Genomic DNA, 17,642 nt, shown 5'->3' with positions numbered 1-17,642 from the left:
TGGCGCCATCCGGTCGGGGTTCTACTCAAGGGTGATGGCCCGGCCGCTTGGCGCGCAGCACTGCGCGCCAAGGGTTGCCGGGCTGCTCATTGACGGATTGACCGGATGCATCATGCTTACCTGGGATGCGGCGTTCAACAGCAGCGGCTGCAGTGCGCTGACTGCAGTCGCGGAGGCCAGCCAAATCGCCTGTTCCGCGGCGTTGAAGGTCACCGGCATACGCGGCGATAGCCGCGCCGGCAGACCCTTTGCCGGCGCCGTAACCAGTGCGCAGCTGTCCCAGAAGCTGCCATCGGCCAGGCTGTAGCGTTCCCATAGCCCGGCTATCGCCAGCCCACCCTGGTGCCGGCGCAGATACCACGGCTGCTTGCGTTTGCCCTGGGCGTACCAGATAAAGAATCCGTCGACTGGAATGATGCAGCGCCGCTGTGCCAGCGCCTGCCCGAACATGGGTTTTTCATGCAGGTATTCGGCCTGGGCGCTGAATGCGGCGCGGTCGAGCTGGCGCAGCCAGGTCGGGGTAAGATTCCACAATACGCTGGCACATTCGACTGAGCCAGCGTGCTTGCGCAGGATCAGTATTCGCTGCCCCGGGGCCAGATTCCATTGAGGTTTCCATTCCGCCGGCGGGTCCTTGATCGGCGCGCTGAACTGCGCCAGGCGACCACTCATATATCATCCATTTCCGGCATGAGAGGTGTTGCCTGTTGCCAGTCGTTGATCAGTTCGCGGGCCAGCCCCAGATCTTCTGCCGGCACCCAGAGGCCGAGCAGATCCGCAGCGGGGAGTTCACCGATGCCGCCTTGCAGGTACTCGCCGCTGATATGACAATTGATGTTGTGATCGGTAAGCAACTGACGCAACAGCTGCGCTTCGGACATGTCCCCTGGTCGGTAGGCACAGAGCATGTTCAGTCCTGCTCCCGGCGCAGGTCGACGTGGTAGTCGTCGTTGGCATGGTCGATCCACAGACTGACGTGGATCGGCTGGCAACAGACCTGGCAGTCTTCCACATAGGCCTGAGTGCCGCCTGAGAGGTCAAGCAACAGGGTGATGGGCTCGTCACAGTGCGGACACTGCAAGGATGCTTCTTCGATCGCCTGCATGTGATTGTCTCCTGCTGTTGATTTACCGGCAGTGTAGCCCTATCGCCAATCTGGCGAAACAGCTCGTCGGGCCGCATAATGCGCGGCTGAATCAAGTTTAAAAGAGGATCACATGGTCGAGTTCGACGCGATAAGACCCTATAGCGACGCCGAAGTCCCCGCGGTACTGCACCGTTTGACGCGGGACGAGGAATTGCTCGACATCCTGGCCAGTCAGCATTTTCCGCGGCTGCACCGGTGGGCGCCGGGCCTGGTAAAGCGCCTGGTAGGGGCCGGCCTGCGCCGCGAAGCAGGGCAGATCACCAGCGTGGAATCGCTGCAGCATCGGATCGAGCCGTATCTGGATCGACTGATCGAGCGTAGCGTCGTCGAGGTCACCTACAGCGGTCTGGATCACCTGGCCAAGGATCGTGCTCACCTGTTTCTGGCCAATCATCGCGATATCGTGATGGATCCGGCGTTCGTCAATTACGCTCTCTACCACGCAGGTCATCCCACGCCGCGCATCGCGATTGGCGATAATCTGCTGCAACGCCCGTTTGTCAGTGACCTGATGCGTCTGAACAAGAGCTTCATCGTGCACCGCTCGGTGACCGGCCGACGTGAGAAGCTCGCTGTCTACCAGACGCTCTCGGCCTACATCAACCACTCCATAGCCACCGGTCACTCGATCTGGATAGCCCAGGCCGAGGGGCGCGCGAAGGATGGCAAGGACGAAACCGACACCGCGATCATCAAGATGCTCTGCATGAGCCGCAGGGGCGAGGATTTTGCGCAGATCGTGCGCAGCCTGAACATCGTGCCGGTTTCCATTGCCTACGAATGGGATCCCTGCGACCAGATGAAGGCACGGGAGCTTGAGCAGCGCGCCCGCACCGGAACCTACGTGAAGGAGCCGGGCGAGGACGACCGCTCTATTGCCAAGGGCCTGACCGGCTACAAGGGGCATGTGCACGTGGCATTTGGTACGCCCCTGACCGGCGATTATCCCGACGCCAAGGCCGTCGCGCGGGAGTCGGATCGGCAGATACTGCAGAACTACCGGCTACAGCCAAGCAACTTCATGGCCGCCGAACAGTTGCCCGAGACCCGCAGCAATCCGGGTGTGAATGCGCTGATCGAAAACTGGCGTGCGAATTTCAGCCCCGAGCGGCTGGCCAGCGAAAAAGCCCGTTTTGAACAGCGGCTGGCCGGTTGTTCGCTGGCAGAGCAATACTGGTTCCTGCTCCAGTACGCTAACCCGGTGGCAAGTGCTTGCGCAGCGGACTCAGGCCAGGGTGCTCAGTAGACTCAACAGCATCGCCAGAGCGAGGCAGCCCAGGCCGATACGGCCGAACATGCGGCTGACGCGGTTGTTCAGCGCTGCGCTGTCATCGTCCAGACCGGTCGAAACGCCGGCAGTGAGCTGAGCTGTGCCGCGCCCGGATCGCCACTGGCCGGCAAAAACGAGCCAACTGCCGGCTACTGCGTAGAACAGCGCCAGACCATTGATGACCAACGCGGGATTGCTCAGATAATACAACCAGGCTGCGTGAAACAGCGGCATGGGAAAACCTCCGGACAAGATGATGTTCGGCAACCTGCCCGGTATTGTTATTGTGCTGGCCTGGCTACGACGATACGACTGGAAAAGGCGCGGAGCCGATGATGAAGTTGCGACCCTCCGCTTAAAAAAATGGCGATTATTATAGCGCGCCTGCGCAGCATTTTCGACCTCCGGCAGCAACAAATCCTTCCTGCCCCCGTCCGCGACGGTTGCCAAGCTGGCTCCGGGCACATTCCTGCTTTTCCGACGTCCAACTGGCTAACGATATTGCTCTTTTCGGTCAATTGAGGAGTTTCTGCATGCCTGATGATGACGTTCAGAACAGGCCGCAGAAATGGCGGTCGCTGCTACAAAAATATTTGCCTGATCTGGTTTACGGCGCTAACGATGGCCTCGTTACCACCTTCGCTATTGTGGCGGGGGTCGCAGGCGCCAGTTTGTCCAATACCGTGGTGCTGATTCTCGGGTTTGCTTCGTTGCTGGCAGACGGGTTTTCCATGGCGACCAGCGATTATCTTTCCGAGCGCACCCCCACTGACATCAAGGATCAGCGCGAACGCGGTTCAGCGGCGCGCCATGGATTCGCCACTTTCGTCGGGTTCATTGTGCCCGGTATCGTTCCGTTGATCGCCTATTTGCTGCCTCTGGCCCCGTCCCTGCAGTTTCCGCTAGCTGCGGTGCTCACATTGTTGACTCTGTTTGCCGTCGGCGCCGGTCGTGGAGCCGTATCGCGATTGCCCCCCTGGAAAGCCGGCGGCGAAATGCTGCTTGTAGGGGCGCTGGCGGCAGCGGTTGCCTACGGCGTCGGGATGCTCGGTTCGGTGATTGCGAGCGGAGGAGTCATGCTGGCAGTCGACTTTGCGCTTTTGCCCGAAGTGGCCGGCTGAAGGCTGGGCGCAGCTCATTTTGCCGCAAGCGCGGTCGAGCGCGGCGATAGCGATGTTGATGATCTCCGCAGGCTCATTGTTCCGGCTTTCAAGGTATTGTATCTGCTGTATTTGCCGGGCGCGCAATTGGTGGGATGATGCGTGCGATCTTTGTTCTTCTGCGCAACGTCCGCGCATTTGCGGCGTCCAACGGTAAGGCCTTTTCCCTTTTTGGAGTGACCCATGAAAAGACAGTTTGTGTTGATCTGTATGCTCGGTAGTCTGCTGGTGCTCTCCGGATGTGCCTCGCAGTTGACGGGTGAAACCTACAGCCGTGACGAGGCAAGACGGCCACAGATCGTCCGCACCGGCGTTGTCGAGTCGGTACGCCCGGTTCAGATCGAGGGAACCAAGACCATCATCGGTCCCGCAGCTGGAGCGGCGATCGGCGGAGTAGCCGGCAGTGGTGTCGGCGGCGGTCGCGGCAGCGCCATTGCCACGGTGATTGGCGCATTAGCCGGGGGCATGGCTGGCGCCGCGGCTGAAGAGGGCATCACCCGCGCCCAGGGTGTCGAGATAACCGTTCGCGAGGATGACGGCACCGTGCGCGCCTTCGTTCAGGAGGCTTCGCCCGAGGTGACCTTCAGACCCGGTGATCGGGTGCGGGTACAGACTGTCAACGGGCAGACCAGGGTGGTGAAGTAATCTGCTTGGGTTCCGGCTCGCCGGGTCGGATGAATCCTGAGGGTACATCCGGCCCTGGCAGAACGGTTTTTAATTCAAGATATTACGAGCTCAAACCGTTTCTCTTCTTATTTATACACCGCGTTTCATAGCTCAGCTCTATCGCTTTGCCGATTTGGCCCAGATTTTCCCGCAGGACCTAAATGTGTAAATTAAGTGCACCAAGGTTTGATGGAGCGCATTTTGATGCCATTTCTGAAGCTGAACGGAACCTGCTGGCATGCTGGCTAGCCTTTTCGCGATTCTTGTTAGCGGGCTGTGTGCGCCTCTCGTACATGGCCTGACAAGACGCCATACGGGTTTACTGCTGGCAATAGTCCCGGCAGCCTGCTTTATCTGGTTTGCGCTGCAGATCTCTGGTGTGGCGAACGGAGGCGTGATTTTCGAGAGTCTGACCTGGGTCCCGTTGCTCAACGTGGAACTGGGTCTGCGGCTCGATGGCCTGGCTCTGTTGTTCGCGTTGATGATCACCGGGATCGGCACGTTGATAGTGATGTATTCCGGCGTGTATCTGCATGATCATCCCCAGCTTGGGCGCTTTTATGCCTATCTTCTGACCTTCATGATGGCGATGCTCGGTCTGGTGCTGGCGGACGACCTGATCGCGATGTTCCTGTTCTGGGAATTGACCAGTATCGCCAGTTTTCTGCTGATCAGCTTCAATCACGAGAAGCCCGAGTCGCGTCGCGCGGCGCTGCAGGCATTGTTGATCACCGGGGGTGGCGGCCTGGCTCTGCTTGCCGGGCTTGTGCTGCTGGGTATCGCCTCTGGAAGCTGGCAGTTTTCCCAGCTGGAGGCTGAAGTGGTGCAGGCTCACGTGCTGTTTCCGGCGATCACGGTACTGGTGTTGATTGGTTGCTTTACCAAGTCGGCGCAGTTCCCGTTTCATCTCTGGCTGCCGAACGCGATGAACGCTCCGACGCCGGTGTCCGCCTACCTGCATTCGGCGACCATGGTCAAGGCCGGGATCTACCTGCTGGCCCGACTCAATCCCACGCTGGGGGGCGGGGTGGGCTGGAGCACTACCCTGATCGCCATTGGCGCCTTGACTGCGGTGCTCGGCGCGGTGCTCGCGATTCGCCAGTACGATCTCAAGCGCATGCTGGCCTTCACCACAGTAGCGGTGCTCGGTCAGTTGACCATGCTGATCGGCACCAATACCAGTTATGGCCTGCAGGCCTTCGTGTTGTATCTGGTCGCACATTCGCTCTACAAGGGCGCGCTGTTCATGGCCGTCGGCGCCATTGATCACTCCACCGGCACGCGGGATATCCGTCGCCTTGGCGGGCTGTTTGCACTGATGCCAGTGACTGGTATAGCCGTTGGTCTGGCGGCGTTTTCCAATGCCGGCCTGCCCCCGTTCTTTGGTTTCATAGCCAAGGAGTTCAAGTATGCGGGGCTGATCGAGATGGGCGCAGTCGGCTGGACGGTCACTCTGGTGATGGTGCTGACCAATGCTCTGCTGGTCGCAGCTGCCGCTCTCATTTTCTTCAAGACCTTTTTTGGGCCGCGCGGTAACTGGGAGGGGCAGCCGCATGAAGTCAGTCCGCTGATGTGGACCGGACCCCTGTTGTTGGCAATAGGCGGGTTCGGCCTGGGCGCCTGGAACCAGTGGCCGGAAATCTGGCTGGTCAACACCGCTGTGCAGGCCGCTGCCAGCGGCGAAGTGAACGTCCACCTGTATCTGTGGGGTGGCATCACACCGGCGGTACTGGCAAGCGTATTGACCCTGGGACTGGGGACATTTTTTTATTTCCGCGCCGATTCGGTACGCGCTCTGGCCAGGCGCCTGGGAAGTGTCTGGGAGTTCAGTGGCGATCTGCTCTGGGACAAGTCGCTGAAACGCCTTTTCCAGTTTGCCGGGGCTGTGGCCGGGCTGTTCCAGCATGGCTCCTTGCGTTTGCATATGGCGCTTATGACGCTGGTGGTGAGCGTCAGTGTGCTGGGCGGGCTGATGCTGATGAATGCACGGCCTTTCCATGCTCCCGTTCTATCAGAGGTGTCGGTGCCGGGGCTGCTGGGTTGTCTGCTGGCTCTGGGCGGCGCTGCTGGCGCAGCCTTCATGCCGGGGCGGCTGGCTTTGGTGGCTTCGCTGGGCGCCAGCGGCCTGGGTCTGGCGTTGTTCTTTGTATCAATCAATGCGCCGGACGTGGCTCTGACACAGCTGATGGTCGAAACCCTGACGGTGGTGTTTCTGGCTCTGGTGCTGCGTCGCATGCCAAGGGTGCCGGCCAGTGGTGACGACAGCACAACGATGAACCTGTGGCATGCCGGGGTAGCCATTGTCTTTGGCCTGGCGGTCACTCTGTTGATCATGACGGCGGTCAGTCAGCCGTTGCCGGGCGATCTGGCCGAATGGTTCCTGGCCAACAGCCTGCCCGGCGGCTATGGCAGCAATGTAGTCAATGTGATTCTGGTGGACTTTCGGGCGGTCGATACCCTGGGCGAAATTCTGGTTGTAGCGATTGCCGCGCTGGCCGCCTCGACGCTGCTCGGTGCTGGGCAGTTGCCGGAAAAGAGGCCGCGCGGGCTTCCCGAGTTCAGTTCAGTCCTTCTGCGCCAGGGTATGCGTCCGCTGGCGACCATTTTGCTGGTGGTATCGCTGGCTATTCTCTGGCGTGGGCACAATCTGCCCGGTGGCGGTTTTATCGGCGGATTGGTGGCGGCAACCGGCTTTACCCTGTTGATCGTGACTTTCGGCCGGGGCATTCAGCGTGGATTGTCGCGCATCGCACCGCCGACGATCATCGGTCTGGGGTTGGCCTGTGCGGTGGGTGCCGGGCTGTTCGGCCTGGCCACCGACGCCTCGTTCATGACCGGATTGTGGGTCGAACCATTCGGCGTGAAGCTGGGGACGCCCCTGTTGTTTGATGTGGGAGTATTTCTGACCGTGTTCGGGTCGGTCATGCATATGCTGCGCAATCTGATCGGGAGGAGCGTCTGATGGAATGGATAGGCGCTATAACTGCCGGCATCATGGCTGCGCTGGGAGTGTGGATGATGCTCGACCGGCATCTGATGCGGGTGGTGCTTGGCATCGCCGTACTGGGTAACGCTATCAATCTGGGTGTACTTACCGCAGGCCGGTTTGCCGGCAGCAAAGCGGCCTTCACCTTTGCCGGCCAGCATGGGCTGGATGCGGCTAACCCCTTGCCCCAGGCGCTGGTACTCACAGCTATCGTGATTGGCTTTGCGTTGTTCGTGTTTGCTCTCTCAGTGCTCAAGCGCACCCATGAACTGCACGGTGACAAGGACACCGACAGCGTCAGTCATGTCACCGAGCAACCTTCTCCGGACGAGGATGAAGAGCGCAAACGGCCGCCGGTCGAGGGTCAGGACTGATGAATACGCTGATAGTCCTGCCGGTCCTCATCCCGTTGACAACACTCCTGCTGGCGTTGCTGGTCAAACGGCATCACTCCTGGGTGACGGCTATCAGTCTCATCGGGGCGTCCTTGTTACTGCTGACCGGTCTTTATCTGGTGGCAATGGCTGCCGAAGGCACCGTGCTGAGTGCCCAGATGGGTGGCTGGCCAGCGCCCTATGGGATCAGTCTGGTGATAGACAGGTTATCCGCTGTAATGGTCGCCATTAGCGGCGTGATTGGCCTGGCGACGTTGCTCTATTGTTTTCGCCAGCCGATGCCGGCCGCGTTCCTGCGCGACACGCATCTATTCGTCCACGGCCTGCTCGCCGGCATCTGCGGTGCTTTCATTACCGCCGACGTGTTCAATCTATACGTCTGGTTCGAAGTGCTGCTGATTGGCTCTTTTGCGCTTATCGCGCTCGGAGGCGGGGAGCGGCGTTTGTCCGGCACCATGATCTATCTGGTGTTGAACATGCTGGCGACCCTGCTTTTCCTGCTTGCAGCAGGATTGGTCTACGGGGCCACCGGTACCTTGAACATGGGTGAGCTGGCGCTGTTGTTCCGTGCCGAACAAGCCAGCGATGGCGCCTGGCTGGGCGTGATCCTGATGCTGGTTTCGTTCTCGATCAAGGCTGCCCTGTTTCCATTGTTCGGTTGGCTCCCGGCCAGCTATCACGTGGCCTGGACCCCGGTTTCGGCGCTGTTTGCCGGGCTGCTGACCAAGGTTGGCGTGTATGCGCTGATTCGTCTGGTCACGCTGCTCTGGCCGGAGCCGGGTGTGGTTCACTCGGTTCTGCTCTGGGTGGCCTGCGCCACAATGATTATCGGAGTGCTGGGCGCGGCGGCACAGACCGAGGTCCGGCGCATTCTGTCATTTCACATCGTCAGCCAGGTGGGCTACATGGTGCTGGGTCTGGCGCTGGCTACTCCGCTGGCGCTGGCCGGCGCGGTCTTCTATCTGGTTCACCATATCGTGGTCAAGGCCAACCTGTTCTTCGTTGGCGGGATAGCTGCGCGTATCACCGGTTCCGAACGTCTGGCAGGAATGGGCGGGCTGTATGGGCGGGTACCGCTGCTCGCCGTTCTGTTCGCGGTGCCGGCATTGTCGTTGGCGGGGATACCGCCCTTGTCGGGCTTCTGGGCCAAGTTTGTGCTGGTCAAGGCAAGCCTTGAAGCGGGTGTCTGGGTTGCCGCGTTCTTTGCTCTGTTTACCGGCATATTCACCTTGCTGTCGATGAGCAAAATCTGGAATGAAAGTTTTCTCAAGGCGCACCCGCGGCCGGACCAACTGGGTGCGACCGGCAGTGGCCCGCGGGGCGCCTGGGTCACGGTAAGCGTGCTGGCGCTGATTACTGTTGCGATTGGTCTGGGCGCGGGCCCTGTGATGGAGTACGCGATGGCCGCATCCATACAATTGATCGAAGCGCCCGCTTATCTGCAACTGCTGAACGGGAGGGCCGAATGATGCTCTATGTGCATTTGCTGCTCGCCACCGTGCTGGCTGCGGTTCTGGCGTCGTTGAGCCCGCTGTACTGGCTGAGCGCGTTTGCAGCGATCTACCCGCTGTTCAGGCTATGTGGATTGATTCACCGTGGCAGCCGTGTGTATGCGCTGCGCATCGAGGCGGGCGCGGTATTCGTGCCCTGGTACATCTGGCAGGTGTTGCGCGCGTCCTTTGACGTGGCGAAGATCGTTCTCACCCCGCGCTATCCGCTTGAGCCCGCCGTGATAAGCGTGCCGTTGCGCACCCGTGACAGGCGGCTGGTTACCCTGATCGGCTGTCTGCTGACGCTGACGCCAGGCACGCTGGCCCTGGATTACCGGGCGCGGGATGGGGAAATATTCATACATGTGCTTGATACCCGTTCGGTGGACTGCGTGGCCGCTGCCGTTGGCGAGATAGAGCTGCGTCTCATGCGCTGGGTACAGCCTGGTGGAGAGGGACAATGACTGTGGTTCTGGCCGGAGCTGACTGGGTCCTGCCGCTGGCAGGGGGCATGTTGATCCTCAGTACGCTGTTGATCATGTGGCGGCTTCTGGCCGGGCCGAGCAGACCCGATCGCGCGGTGGCAATCGATGCCATGACGATGATCGGGGTCGCCGGGGTGGCACTGCTGGCGATGATGAGCGAGCAGGCGGTATTGCTGGATGTGGCTCTTGTGCTGGCAATCGTCAGTTTTCTCGGCAGCGTGGCCTTCGCGCTGTTATTCAGGGGTACTCACGGCAGCGACAATCTTCACGGGCCGGGCAGCGAGAGAGGAGATGAAAATGAATGATTTTCTTGCTTATACCGGCTCGACCCTGATCCTGCTGGGCGCTGCGTTCAGCCTGCTCGGGGCTCTTGGGGTGCTGCGTCTTCCCGATGCCTATACGCGCATGCATGCGGCCAGCAAGGCCGGAGCGCTCGGCGCTATTCTGGTGCTGCTGGGAGTGCTTTGTGCTACTGCCGGCATGGCCTGGTTCAGCATACTCCTGGCTATAGCGGTGCTGCTGCTTACGGCGCCCCTGGCGGCCCACGCGATTTCCCGTGCCGGGTATATGGCCGGAGTCAGGCCCCGGGTCGGCCCGCTCGGGGATGCATTCGATCCGGACCGGGAGTCGGGGAATTCCCGGGACCGGGAGCGGTCAAAATAGGCAGGCCTCATCCAGTCGATTGGCCGAATCCATGACAGTGCAGGGCTGTGTGTGGATAATGACCTGCTTAAAGAAGCCTCAAAGGCCATTGATGGAGTAAGTCCTGCATGACCCTGGCGCTGATTGTATTGTTTCCCCTGTTGGGATGCGTGTTACCCCTGTTGACGGTTCGCTATGGCCGTTCCCTGTGTGCACTGGCTACCATGTTGCCGCCGGCAATTGGACTCTTCCTGTTATGGCGGCTGTCAGATGGGGTATTTGCCGGCGAAGTGCTGGTGCAGAGTTGGCCCTGGCTCGAACAGATTGGTCTGAATCTGAGTTTCCGCCTGGACGGGTTGGGCTTTCTGTTTGCGCTGCTGATCCAGGGTATTGGCCTGTTGGTCATTCTCTACGCGCGTTATTACCTGTCGAAAAGCGACCCCATGGGCCGTTTCTTCGCCTATCTGCTGTTGTTCATGGCCGCCATGCTCGGTGTGGTGCTGTCAGAAAACCTGTTGCTGATGATGTTCTTCTGGGAGATGACCAGCCTGTCGTCCTTCCTGCTTATCGGTTACTGGTCGCACTCCACCGACGCGCGCAAGGGTGCCCGTATGGCGCTCGCGGTGACCGGCGGTGGCGGGCTGGCACTGCTGGCCGGCGTGTTGCTGCTGGGCCACATCGTCGGCAGTTACGAGCTCTCGGCGGTGCTGGCCGCCGGTGACCTGATCCGCGCCCATAGTCTGTATCCGGTGGTGCTGGTGCTGGTATTGCTGGGTGTATTCACCAAGTCCGCCCAGTTCCCGTTCCACTTCTGGCTGCCGCATGCGATGGCCGCCCCCACGCCGGTCTCCGCCTATCTGCACTCGGCAACCATGGTAAAGGCAGGGGTATTCCTGCTTGCGCGCATGTACCCGGCGCTCTCTGATACCGACCTTTGGTTCTTCCTGGTTAGTATTACCGGGATGATTACCCTGCTGCTCGGCGCCTTCACCGCGCTGTTCAAGCATGACCTCAAGGGGCTGCTGGCCTATTCGACGATCAGCCATCTGGGTCTGATTACGTTGCTGTTCGGCCTGGACACCAAGCTTGCTGCAGTGGCCGGTGTCTTTCACATCATCAACCACGCCACCTTCAAGGCTTCACTGTTCATGGCGGCTGGCATCATCGATCATGAAACGGGTACGCGCGACATGCGCCGTATCAATGGCCTGTGGCGGTTCATGCCACACACCGCCACCCTGGCCATGGTAGCCGCCTCGGCAATGGCGGGCGTGCCCCTGCTCAACGGTTTTCTGAGCAAGGAGATGTTCTTTACCGAGACGCTGCAGCAGACCCAGTTCGGCAATTTCAGCTGGGTTATTCCGCTCGTTGCGACCCTCGCCGGGGTCTTCTCGGTTGCCTATTCATTGCGCTTCATCCATGACGTGTTCTTCAACGGCAAACCCTTCAACCTGCCCAAATACCCGCCCCATGAGCCGCCGCGCTACATGAAAGTGCCGGTTGAGGTACTGGTGGCGTTGTGTCTGCTGGTAGGTCTGGTGCCGGCCTTTACCGTTGCCGGTTTGCTGGCGGTTGCGGCCAGCGCCACAGTTGGCGGCGAACTGCCGTATTACAGTCTGGCGATCTGGCATGGTTTGAACCTTCCATTGGCGATGAGCTTTGTTGCTCTGGTTGGCGGCGTGCTGGTCTATGCCGGACGTCGCCGGCTTTACGACTGGTATGAGGGACTGCCCGAGTTCGATGCCCGGCTGGTATTCGAGGGAGCCGTACAAGGCCTTGTACGTCGGTCTGGGCAGTTCACGCTTTTGTTGGAAAACGCGTCCCTGCAGCGCTACCTGGCCTGGATGCTTGTCGCCGCACTGATAACCAGTGGGTTCTGGTTGCTGCAACTGCCGGCACTGCGGGGTGACATCCCGATGAGCCCGGTTGATGGCGTCACCCTGGCAGGTGCCTTGATGCTGATGGTAGCTGCCCTGGCGACCGTGTTCTGGCACCGGCACCGCCTGGTTGCGCTGGTCATGCTCAGCGTGGTCGGCCTGTTTGTTGCGCTGGCATTTGCACGTTTTTCAGCTCCGGACCTGGCGCTGACCCAGCTTTCGGTTGAAGTGGTAACCATTGTGCTGCTGATGCTGGCGCTGTTCTTTCTGCCGCGGCGCACGCCTGCCGAGTCCTCCAGCCTGCGCCAGGTTCGCGATCTGGTGGTAGCCGCGTGCTCGGGCCTGTTGGTAAGCGGCCTGGCGGTTGCGGTGCTGACGCGCCCGTATGAAACCATCGCCGGGTTCTTCCTCGCCAACAGCAAGACCGGCGGCGGCGGCACCAACGTGGTCAACGTGATTCTGGTCGACTTCCGCGGTTACGACACCCTGGGCGAAGTGACTGTGCTGGCTATCGCCGGCATCGCCATTTATGCATTGATCGACGGGCTGCGCTTGCGTACCCCGGAAACCGATGTCCAGGGTCGCCCGTGGGCCAGTGATGCACATCCACTGATGCTGGTGAACCTGTCGCGGCTCATATTGCCGTTGGCCCTGATGGTATCGGTGTATATCTTCCTGCGTGGTCACAATCTGCCCGGCGGCGGCTTCATCGCCGGCCTGATTACCGCAGTGGCGCTGATTCTGCAGTACTTCGCCAGTGGAGTGCAGTGGACCGCCGCTCGTTGGCGCGTTGATTACCATCATCTGGCCGGGGTCGGTGTCATCATCGCCGGCCTGACCGGGCTGGGGAGTCTGGTATTCGGTTATCCATTCCTCACCAGCACCTTTGAATACGTTGGGATCCCGCTGGTGGGCAAGGTCGAACTTGCCAGCGCGCTGCTTTTTGATCTGGGGGTATATCTGACTGTGGTAGGTGCAACGCTATTGATCCTGACCAATCTGGGCAAACTGTCGAGTGGTCGCAGCTCCGGGGAGGTAATCTGATGGAACTGCTCTATGCCATTACGCTGGGCGTCCTGACCAGCTGCGGCGTCTATCTGCTGCTGCGGGCGCGTACTTTCCCGGTGGTCGTCGGTCTGACCCTGCTCAGTTATGCGGTGAACCTGTTTCTCTTTGCGATGGGCCGCCTGGCGACGGGTATGCCGGCCATTCTCGGACGCTCGCAAGAGTACGCTGATCCCTTGCCCCAGGCTCTGGTGCTGACGGCTATCGTTATCGGTTTTGCAATGACCGCCTATGTACTGGTGCTGGCATTGCGTGCCCAGGGTGAACTCGAAAGTGATCATGTCGATGGCAAGGGAGACCGTTGATGAATCACTTGCCGGTCCTGCCTGTACTGATACCCATGTTCGTCGGCGCTCTCCTGCTGTTGCTGGCGCGCAGCAGTATGACGCTCAAGCGCACCCTTTCATTGCTGGCAACGCTGATACAGGTGCCGCTGGCCCTGATGCTGATAAGCCAGGCAGACGCCGGAACCCTGGTTTACGCGCTGGGCAACTGGGCGCCGCCGTTCGGCATAGTGCTGGTGGTCGACCGGCTGGCTGCGTTGATGCTGGGGATTGCTGCCGTATTGGCCAGCGGCGTGATTATCTATGCCGCACGGGGTGACGACGGCCTGGGGCGTAACTTCCACGCAATTTTCCAGTTCCAGCTGATGGGTATTACCGGTGCGTTCCTCACCGGCGACCTGTTCAACCTGTTCGTCTTTTTCGAGATCCTGCTGATCGCCTCCTATGCTCTGCTGTTGCACGGGGCAGGGTCAGCCCGCGTGCGCGCCGGCTTGCATTACGTGGTACTCAATCTGTTCGGCTCGGCACTGTTCCTGATCGCCGCCGGTACGCTGTACGGTATTACCGGTACCCTGAACATGGCCGACATGGCGCTCAGGATCGCTACTTTGGGACCGGCTGACGCTCCGGTTGCGGGCGCAGCCGGCATGCTGCTGTTGATCGTATTCGGACTCAAATCGGCGATCTTTCCGTTGTATTTCTGGCTGCCCAAGGCCTATGCCGCCGCGACCGCCCCTGTGGCTGCGCTCTTCGCGATCATGACCAAGGTCGGGCTGTATTCGATCCTCCGGGTATACACCCTGATCTTCGGCGCGGAAGCCGGAGAGCTGGCGAACCTCGCCAGTGGCTGGCTCTGGCCGGTAGCGCTGATTACCATCGTCCTGGGCGCGATCGGCGCGTTGGCCGCCGCTAGTCTGAACGGGCTTGTCTCGTACTTGATTGTGGTGTCGGTGGGGACCCTGCTGGCAGGCATCGCGATGGGGACGCAGGAGGCGCTGACTGCCAGCCTCTACTATCTGGTTCACACCACCTGGGTCAGCGGCGCGCTGTTCCTGCTGGCGGGGATTATCAGCCGCTTGCGTGGTCCCCGTTTCGGGTCCCGGTTGACCCCCGGGCCGCAGATGGAACACAGCAAATTGATCAGTGCGTTGTTCTTTATTGCCGCGATATCGGTGATCGGCATGCCGCCACTGTCAGGCTTCCTCGGCAAGGCGATGCTGCTGTCGGCAGCCGGGACCGGTTTGCAGGCGGCACTGCTCTATCCCGCACTGCTGGGTGGCAGCCTGGTGGTGCTGGTAGCCATGAGCCGGGCCGGAACCACCCTGTTCTGGCGCAACGATGCAGCGCCGGCGATTGCCGAACCGCTGGACCGCGCGCGTCTGGTTGCGGCTCTGCTGTTACTCGCAGGCAGTCCGGCGCTGGTGTTACTGGCCAATCCGGTACTGGTCTACCTTGATGCCACTGCGGCGCAGTTGCTTACACCGTCTACCTATATCGAGCAGGTCATGTCGATCGTTCCAGTAGCGTCGGGAGACCAGCCATGATGTCACGTAGTGCGTTTTTTCCTCACCCCTGGCTGAGCCTCGTATTGCTGCTGGTCTGGTTGCTGATCATGAACAGCGTGTCCGCCGGGACTTGGCTCCTGGGGCTTATTCTCGCCTGGGGCATACCGCAACTGACCGACGTTTTCTGGCCCAATCCGCCAAAACTGCATCACCCGCTGGTGCTTCTGCGATTTGCCGTACGGGTGCTGGGCGACATCGCCATTGCCAACCTGGAAGTGGCCAAACTGGTGGTCGGCTCCAATGCCAACCTGCATCCCGCGTTTATCGAATACCCGCTGGAGCTTACCGACGATTTTGCCATCAGCCTGCTGGCGAGCACGATTTCCCTGACACCGGGTACGGTATCCGCCGATATCAGCGATGATCGCCGCACCCTGTTGATTCATGCCCTGACCGTGGACGACGCGCAGGCTCTGATCGAGACGATCAAGCAGCGCTATGAACGGCCCCTGATGGAGGTGTTCGAATGCTCTCAGCCGTAATTTTTCTGTGCCTGGGTATCATGTCGATTGCGATGGTGCTGAACATGCTTCGCCTGCTCAAGGGGCCTGATCTGCCTGATCGCATCCTGGCTCTGGATACCCTGTATATCAACGCCATTGCGCTGATCGTGCTGCTCGGTCTGTATCTGGATTCCGATCTGTTTTTCGAAGCGGCGCTCTTAATAGCGGTGATGGGCTTTGTCGGCACGGTCGCCATTGCCAAGCATCTGTTACGCGGCGACATCATTGAATAGGGGAGCTGACATGCTGGAAGCCATACAGAGCGCCACGGCTGTTGAATGGATCGTCGCTGCGCTGATCCTGTTGGGGAGTCTCTTTGCGCTGGTCGGATCCATCGGCCTGTGGAAGCTGCCGGATTTCTTCATGCGCCTGCATGGGCCGACCAAGGCGTCGACGCTGGGAGTAGGCGCCCTGGTGATCGGTTCACTGGTGTATTTCAGCTCCGCGCGCGAGGGCCTCAGCCTGCATGAGCTGCTGATAACACTTTTTCTGTTCATGACCGCGCCGGTCAGTGCGCATATGCTCGCCAAGGCCGCGATGCACGCACGCCTGGGTAAAGTCGAGAGAACGCGGGGCAAGCCCTGGGAGTAAAGGTTGCGGCTGAGCAGGTTCCTGCGCAGGGCAATGCGAGTCGAGGCTTGTTCCGGCCATCGAAGGCGGTGATTCCGAGGGTTCAGACCTGATGGCAGCTTTCTGCACCGCGTTGCGCAAGGTGTTGCGCACTTTCCTGTGACCTGGGTCACACTTCTCTGGTCGGCGTGTTTTTTCACTTCCAAGTATTTGATATTAATAGATAAAGTAGGTTCGGCACGGGTCTTGTAACGATAAGAGCTCCAGGACGTGATTCGTCCACAAACCCGCAAGGAGAGCTCCGATGCCAACACCCGCCTATATGTCCCTCGAAGGCACCAAACAAGGCCTGATCACTGCCGGTACCTTTACCGAGGATTCGGTCGGTAACATCTTCCAGGAAGGCCATGAGGACCAGATTCTGGTCCAGGCGTTCGACCACCAGGTGATCATCCCGCGTGATCCGCAGTCCGGTCAGCCAACTGGTCAGCGCGTACACAAGCCGCTGATGATCACCAAGGTGTTTGACAAGTCCTCACCACTGATCTTCAACGCCCTGACCTCCGGCGAGCGTTTGAGCAGCTGCCGGCTGGAGTGGTATCGCACCTCGGCCACCGGTACTCAGGAGCATTACTACACCATAGAACTGCAGGACGCGATCATCGTCGATGTGCAGTCACGCATGCCCAACTGCCAGGATCCGAACCTGTCCCACTTCACCCACCTGGAAGACGTGTACTTTACCTACCGGAAGATCATCTGGACCCATGAAGTCTCTGGAACCTCTGGCTCCGACGACTGGCGCGCACCCATCTCTGCCTGATTGCAGGGAGTGAGCCAGGCAATAAAAAACCACCTCGGGCGATGCCCGCAGGTGGTTTTTTAACGCTTTGCAGAAGGGAGTTTAGCTGCAGCTCAGGGCTGGGTGTTGGCCAGCACGATATTGCGGGCGGGGTAGGGCGTCATGCGGATTTCCACGCGCCGATTCATGTCGCGGCCGGTCAGAGTGGAGTTGTCGGCCATCGGCTTGTCTTCGCCCATGGTGTGCAAACTCAGTCGCTGGCTGCTGACGCCGCCCAGCATCAGTACGCTGGCTACCGCCTGGGCCCGTTCCATGCTCAGACGACGATTGAGTTCCCGGTCGCCATCGCTGCTGCTGTGGCCGATTACCGCGTACTGGCTGCCCATGTCGCTCTTCAGGGCCTGTGCAACCTTGCCCAGTGGCGCCAGGCCTGATGGTAGAAGCAGCGTACGCTTCGGGTGAAAGGTGCCATCGACGGGGATGATCAGACGGATCTCTTCGCCTTCGCGCATCACCACAAAACCCTGTGCCTCGGCGACGGCGGTCAGGCTGGCAAGCCTGGGTTCGGCCCACGGAGGCGGGGCTGCAACCACGGGCGCCGGAGGCGCGGTGGAGCAGGCGGCCAAAGCCAAGGATAAGACAACGGCGGAAACGGTTGTTAGTGTTTTCATAATGCCCTGGAAGTCGTGCTTGAATGTTGTTGGTTAGTGGCTCTGCTAGGGTAGTTGCGATACT

Annotated in this window: 21 protein-coding genes; 16 read left to right on the top strand and 5 right to left on the bottom strand. The window is 60.2% G+C overall.

Annotated elements, in window-relative coordinates:
- Nucleotides 1-21 precede the first annotated feature (21 nt).
- From ABYA88_RS01985 to ABYA88_RS01975, 3 genes are read right to left on the bottom strand one after another with little or no spacing between them, the layout of a single operon-like run.
- Nucleotides 22-672, bottom strand: coding sequence for an SOS response-associated peptidase (locus ABYA88_RS01985; RefSeq protein ID WP_373184998.1), 651 nt, complete (start codon nucleotides 670-672; stop codon nucleotides 22-24).
- The gene (locus tag ABYA88_RS01980; RefSeq protein WP_373184996.1) at nucleotides 669-908 is read right to left on the bottom strand and encodes a DUF2007 domain-containing protein; all 240 of its coding nucleotides are present in this window, start codon (nucleotides 906-908) and stop codon (nucleotides 669-671) included. Before ABYA88_RS01980 ends, ABYA88_RS01985 begins: the two co-directional genes overlap by 4 nt.
- Nucleotides 909-910: 2 nt before the next feature.
- Nucleotides 911-1,105 carry a CPXCG motif-containing cysteine-rich protein gene (locus ABYA88_RS01975; RefSeq protein ID WP_373184994.1) on the bottom strand — a complete coding sequence of 65 codons (195 nt, stop codon included), beginning with the start codon at nucleotides 1,103-1,105 and terminating at the stop codon, nucleotides 911-913.
- 112 nt (nucleotides 1,106-1,217) lie between these two features.
- Here ABYA88_RS01975 and ABYA88_RS01970 point away from each other — a divergent pair, with 112 nt between their 5' ends.
- Nucleotides 1,218-2,393 (top strand): 1-acyl-sn-glycerol-3-phosphate acyltransferase, encoded by a 1,176-nt coding sequence (locus tag ABYA88_RS01970; RefSeq protein WP_373184992.1) that lies wholly within the window; start codon nucleotides 1,218-1,220, stop codon nucleotides 2,391-2,393.
- Here ABYA88_RS01970 and ABYA88_RS01965 read toward each other — a convergent pair.
- Nucleotides 2,373-2,651 (bottom strand): hypothetical protein, encoded by a 279-nt coding sequence (locus ABYA88_RS01965; protein ID WP_373184990.1) that lies wholly within the window; start codon nucleotides 2,649-2,651, stop codon nucleotides 2,373-2,375. The genes ABYA88_RS01970 and ABYA88_RS01965 overlap by 21 nt on opposite strands.
- A 299-nt stretch (nucleotides 2,652-2,950) precedes the next feature.
- On the opposite strand from ABYA88_RS01965, the gene ABYA88_RS01960 reads away from it, so the two are divergent.
- The 15 genes from ABYA88_RS01960 to ABYA88_RS01890 all read left to right on the top strand — a co-directional run bounded on the left by ABYA88_RS01960 (nucleotide 2,951) and on the right by ABYA88_RS01890 (nucleotide 16,928).
- The gene (locus ABYA88_RS01960) at nucleotides 2,951-3,538 is read left to right on the top strand and encodes a VIT1/CCC1 transporter family protein (RefSeq protein WP_373184988.1); all 588 of its coding nucleotides are present in this window, start codon (nucleotides 2,951-2,953) and stop codon (nucleotides 3,536-3,538) included.
- A gap of 222 nt (nucleotides 3,539-3,760) precedes the next feature.
- Nucleotides 3,761-4,222: a glycine zipper 2TM domain-containing protein gene (locus ABYA88_RS01955; RefSeq protein ID WP_373184986.1), complete on the top strand. Its 462-nt coding sequence runs from the start codon at nucleotides 3,761-3,763 to the stop codon at nucleotides 4,220-4,222.
- A 259-nt stretch (nucleotides 4,223-4,481) separates the two neighbouring features.
- On the top strand, nucleotides 4,482-7,205 hold the full coding sequence (gene mbhE / locus ABYA88_RS01950) for a hydrogen gas-evolving membrane-bound hydrogenase subunit E (RefSeq protein WP_373184984.1): 2,724 nt from the start codon (nucleotides 4,482-4,484) through the stop codon (nucleotides 7,203-7,205).
- The gene (locus ABYA88_RS01945; RefSeq protein WP_373184982.1) at nucleotides 7,205-7,603 is read left to right on the top strand and encodes a sodium:proton antiporter; all 399 of its coding nucleotides are present in this window, start codon (nucleotides 7,205-7,207) and stop codon (nucleotides 7,601-7,603) included. The genes mbhE and ABYA88_RS01945 overlap by 1 nt, the downstream gene beginning before the upstream one ends.
- Nucleotides 7,603-9,093, top strand: coding sequence for a proton-conducting transporter membrane subunit (locus ABYA88_RS01940; protein WP_373184980.1), 1,491 nt, complete (start codon nucleotides 7,603-7,605; stop codon nucleotides 9,091-9,093). Before ABYA88_RS01945 ends, ABYA88_RS01940 begins: the two co-directional genes overlap by 1 nt.
- On the top strand, nucleotides 9,090-9,578 hold the full coding sequence (locus tag ABYA88_RS01935; RefSeq protein ID WP_373184978.1) for a Na+/H+ antiporter subunit E: 489 nt from the start codon (nucleotides 9,090-9,092) through the stop codon (nucleotides 9,576-9,578). The genes ABYA88_RS01940 and ABYA88_RS01935 overlap by 4 nt, the downstream gene beginning before the upstream one ends.
- Nucleotides 9,575-9,904 carry a monovalent cation/H+ antiporter complex subunit F gene (locus ABYA88_RS01930; protein WP_373184976.1) on the top strand — a complete coding sequence of 110 codons (330 nt, stop codon included), beginning with the start codon at nucleotides 9,575-9,577 and terminating at the stop codon, nucleotides 9,902-9,904. The genes ABYA88_RS01935 and ABYA88_RS01930 overlap by 4 nt, the downstream gene beginning before the upstream one ends.
- A complete protein-coding gene (gene mnhG / locus ABYA88_RS01925) occupies nucleotides 9,897-10,262 on the top strand; it encodes a monovalent cation/H(+) antiporter subunit G (RefSeq protein ID WP_373184974.1) in 366 nt (121 codons plus the stop codon). The genes ABYA88_RS01930 and mnhG overlap by 8 nt, the downstream gene beginning before the upstream one ends.
- 107 nt (nucleotides 10,263-10,369) lie before the next feature.
- Nucleotides 10,370-13,162 carry a monovalent cation/H+ antiporter subunit A gene (locus ABYA88_RS01920; RefSeq protein WP_373184972.1) on the top strand — a complete coding sequence of 931 codons (2,793 nt, stop codon included), beginning with the start codon at nucleotides 10,370-10,372 and terminating at the stop codon, nucleotides 13,160-13,162.
- Complete coding sequence (locus ABYA88_RS01915) at nucleotides 13,162-13,488, top strand: Na+/H+ antiporter subunit C (protein WP_373184970.1); 327 nt, start codon at nucleotides 13,162-13,164, stop codon at nucleotides 13,486-13,488. The genes ABYA88_RS01920 and ABYA88_RS01915 overlap by 1 nt, the downstream gene beginning before the upstream one ends.
- Nucleotides 13,488-15,011: a monovalent cation/H+ antiporter subunit D gene (locus tag ABYA88_RS01910; protein WP_373184968.1), complete on the top strand. Its 1,524-nt coding sequence runs from the start codon at nucleotides 13,488-13,490 to the stop codon at nucleotides 15,009-15,011. Before ABYA88_RS01915 ends, ABYA88_RS01910 begins: the two co-directional genes overlap by 1 nt.
- Nucleotides 15,011-15,514 carry a Na+/H+ antiporter subunit E gene (locus ABYA88_RS01905; protein WP_373185116.1) on the top strand — a complete coding sequence of 168 codons (504 nt, stop codon included), beginning with the start codon at nucleotides 15,011-15,013 and terminating at the stop codon, nucleotides 15,512-15,514. Before ABYA88_RS01910 ends, ABYA88_RS01905 begins: the two co-directional genes overlap by 1 nt.
- Nucleotides 15,499-15,768, top strand: a complete 270-nt coding sequence (locus tag ABYA88_RS01900; RefSeq protein WP_373184966.1) for a K+/H+ antiporter subunit F — start codon at nucleotides 15,499-15,501, stop codon at nucleotides 15,766-15,768. Before ABYA88_RS01905 ends, ABYA88_RS01900 begins: the two co-directional genes overlap by 16 nt.
- A 10-nt stretch (nucleotides 15,769-15,778) precedes the next feature.
- A complete protein-coding gene (locus ABYA88_RS01895) occupies nucleotides 15,779-16,126 on the top strand; it encodes a Na+/H+ antiporter subunit G (protein WP_373184965.1) in 348 nt (115 codons plus the stop codon).
- Between the two features lie 283 nt (nucleotides 16,127-16,409).
- Nucleotides 16,410-16,928 (top strand): Hcp family type VI secretion system effector, encoded by a 519-nt coding sequence (locus tag ABYA88_RS01890; protein ID WP_373184963.1) that lies wholly within the window; start codon nucleotides 16,410-16,412, stop codon nucleotides 16,926-16,928.
- Nucleotides 16,929-17,020: 92 nt separating this feature from the next.
- On the opposite strand, the gene ABYA88_RS01885 is transcribed toward ABYA88_RS01890, so the two are convergent.
- A complete protein-coding gene (locus ABYA88_RS01885) occupies nucleotides 17,021-17,500 on the bottom strand; it encodes an OmpA family protein (RefSeq protein WP_373184961.1) in 480 nt (159 codons plus the stop codon).
- Nucleotides 17,501-17,642: the final 142 nt, after the last annotated feature.

The sequence above is a fragment of the Halopseudomonas sp. genome (genome assembly GCF_041579695.1).
Lineage (GTDB): Bacteria > Pseudomonadota > Gammaproteobacteria > Pseudomonadales > Pseudomonadaceae > Halopseudomonas.
This window is presented reverse-complemented; position numbering and strand designations above follow the sequence as displayed.

What these genes read in the sequence shown, in the direction of transcription:
- ABYA88_RS01985 (WP_373184998.1), bottom strand. Translation starts at nt 672, where the DNA reads ATGAGTGGTCGCCTGGCGCAGTTCAGCGCGCCGATCAAGGACCCGCCG.
- ABYA88_RS01980 (WP_373184996.1), bottom strand. Translation starts at nt 908, where the DNA reads ATGCTCTGTGCCTACCGACCAGGGGACATGTCCGAAGCGCAGCTGTTG.
- ABYA88_RS01975 (WP_373184994.1), bottom strand. Translation starts at nt 1,105, where the DNA reads ATGCAGGCGATCGAAGAAGCATCCTTGCAGTGTCCGCACTGTGACGAG.
- ABYA88_RS01970 (WP_373184992.1), top strand. Translation starts at nt 1,218, where the DNA reads ATGGTCGAGTTCGACGCGATAAGACCCTATAGCGACGCCGAAGTCCCC.
- ABYA88_RS01965 (WP_373184990.1), bottom strand. Translation starts at nt 2,651, where the DNA reads ATGCCGCTGTTTCACGCAGCCTGGTTGTATTATCTGAGCAATCCCGCG.
- ABYA88_RS01960 (WP_373184988.1), top strand. Translation starts at nt 2,951, where the DNA reads ATGCCTGATGATGACGTTCAGAACAGGCCGCAGAAATGGCGGTCGCTG.
- ABYA88_RS01955 (WP_373184986.1), top strand. Translation starts at nt 3,761, where the DNA reads ATGAAAAGACAGTTTGTGTTGATCTGTATGCTCGGTAGTCTGCTGGTG.
- mbhE (WP_373184984.1), top strand. Translation starts at nt 4,482, where the DNA reads ATGCTGGCTAGCCTTTTCGCGATTCTTGTTAGCGGGCTGTGTGCGCCT.
- ABYA88_RS01945 (WP_373184982.1), top strand. Translation starts at nt 7,205, where the DNA reads ATGGAATGGATAGGCGCTATAACTGCCGGCATCATGGCTGCGCTGGGA.
- ABYA88_RS01940 (WP_373184980.1), top strand. Translation starts at nt 7,603, where the DNA reads ATGAATACGCTGATAGTCCTGCCGGTCCTCATCCCGTTGACAACACTC.
- ABYA88_RS01935 (WP_373184978.1), top strand. Translation starts at nt 9,090, where the DNA reads ATGATGCTCTATGTGCATTTGCTGCTCGCCACCGTGCTGGCTGCGGTT.
- ABYA88_RS01930 (WP_373184976.1), top strand. Translation starts at nt 9,575, where the DNA reads ATGACTGTGGTTCTGGCCGGAGCTGACTGGGTCCTGCCGCTGGCAGGG.
- mnhG (WP_373184974.1), top strand. Translation starts at nt 9,897, where the DNA reads ATGAATGATTTTCTTGCTTATACCGGCTCGACCCTGATCCTGCTGGGC.
- ABYA88_RS01920 (WP_373184972.1), top strand. Translation starts at nt 10,370, where the DNA reads ATGACCCTGGCGCTGATTGTATTGTTTCCCCTGTTGGGATGCGTGTTA.
- ABYA88_RS01915 (WP_373184970.1), top strand. Translation starts at nt 13,162, where the DNA reads ATGGAACTGCTCTATGCCATTACGCTGGGCGTCCTGACCAGCTGCGGC.
- ABYA88_RS01910 (WP_373184968.1), top strand. Translation starts at nt 13,488, where the DNA reads ATGAATCACTTGCCGGTCCTGCCTGTACTGATACCCATGTTCGTCGGC.
- ABYA88_RS01905 (WP_373185116.1), top strand. Translation starts at nt 15,011, where the DNA reads ATGTCACGTAGTGCGTTTTTTCCTCACCCCTGGCTGAGCCTCGTATTG.
- ABYA88_RS01900 (WP_373184966.1), top strand. Translation starts at nt 15,499, where the DNA reads ATGCTCTCAGCCGTAATTTTTCTGTGCCTGGGTATCATGTCGATTGCG.
- ABYA88_RS01895 (WP_373184965.1), top strand. Translation starts at nt 15,779, where the DNA reads ATGCTGGAAGCCATACAGAGCGCCACGGCTGTTGAATGGATCGTCGCT.
- ABYA88_RS01890 (WP_373184963.1), top strand. Translation starts at nt 16,410, where the DNA reads ATGCCAACACCCGCCTATATGTCCCTCGAAGGCACCAAACAAGGCCTG.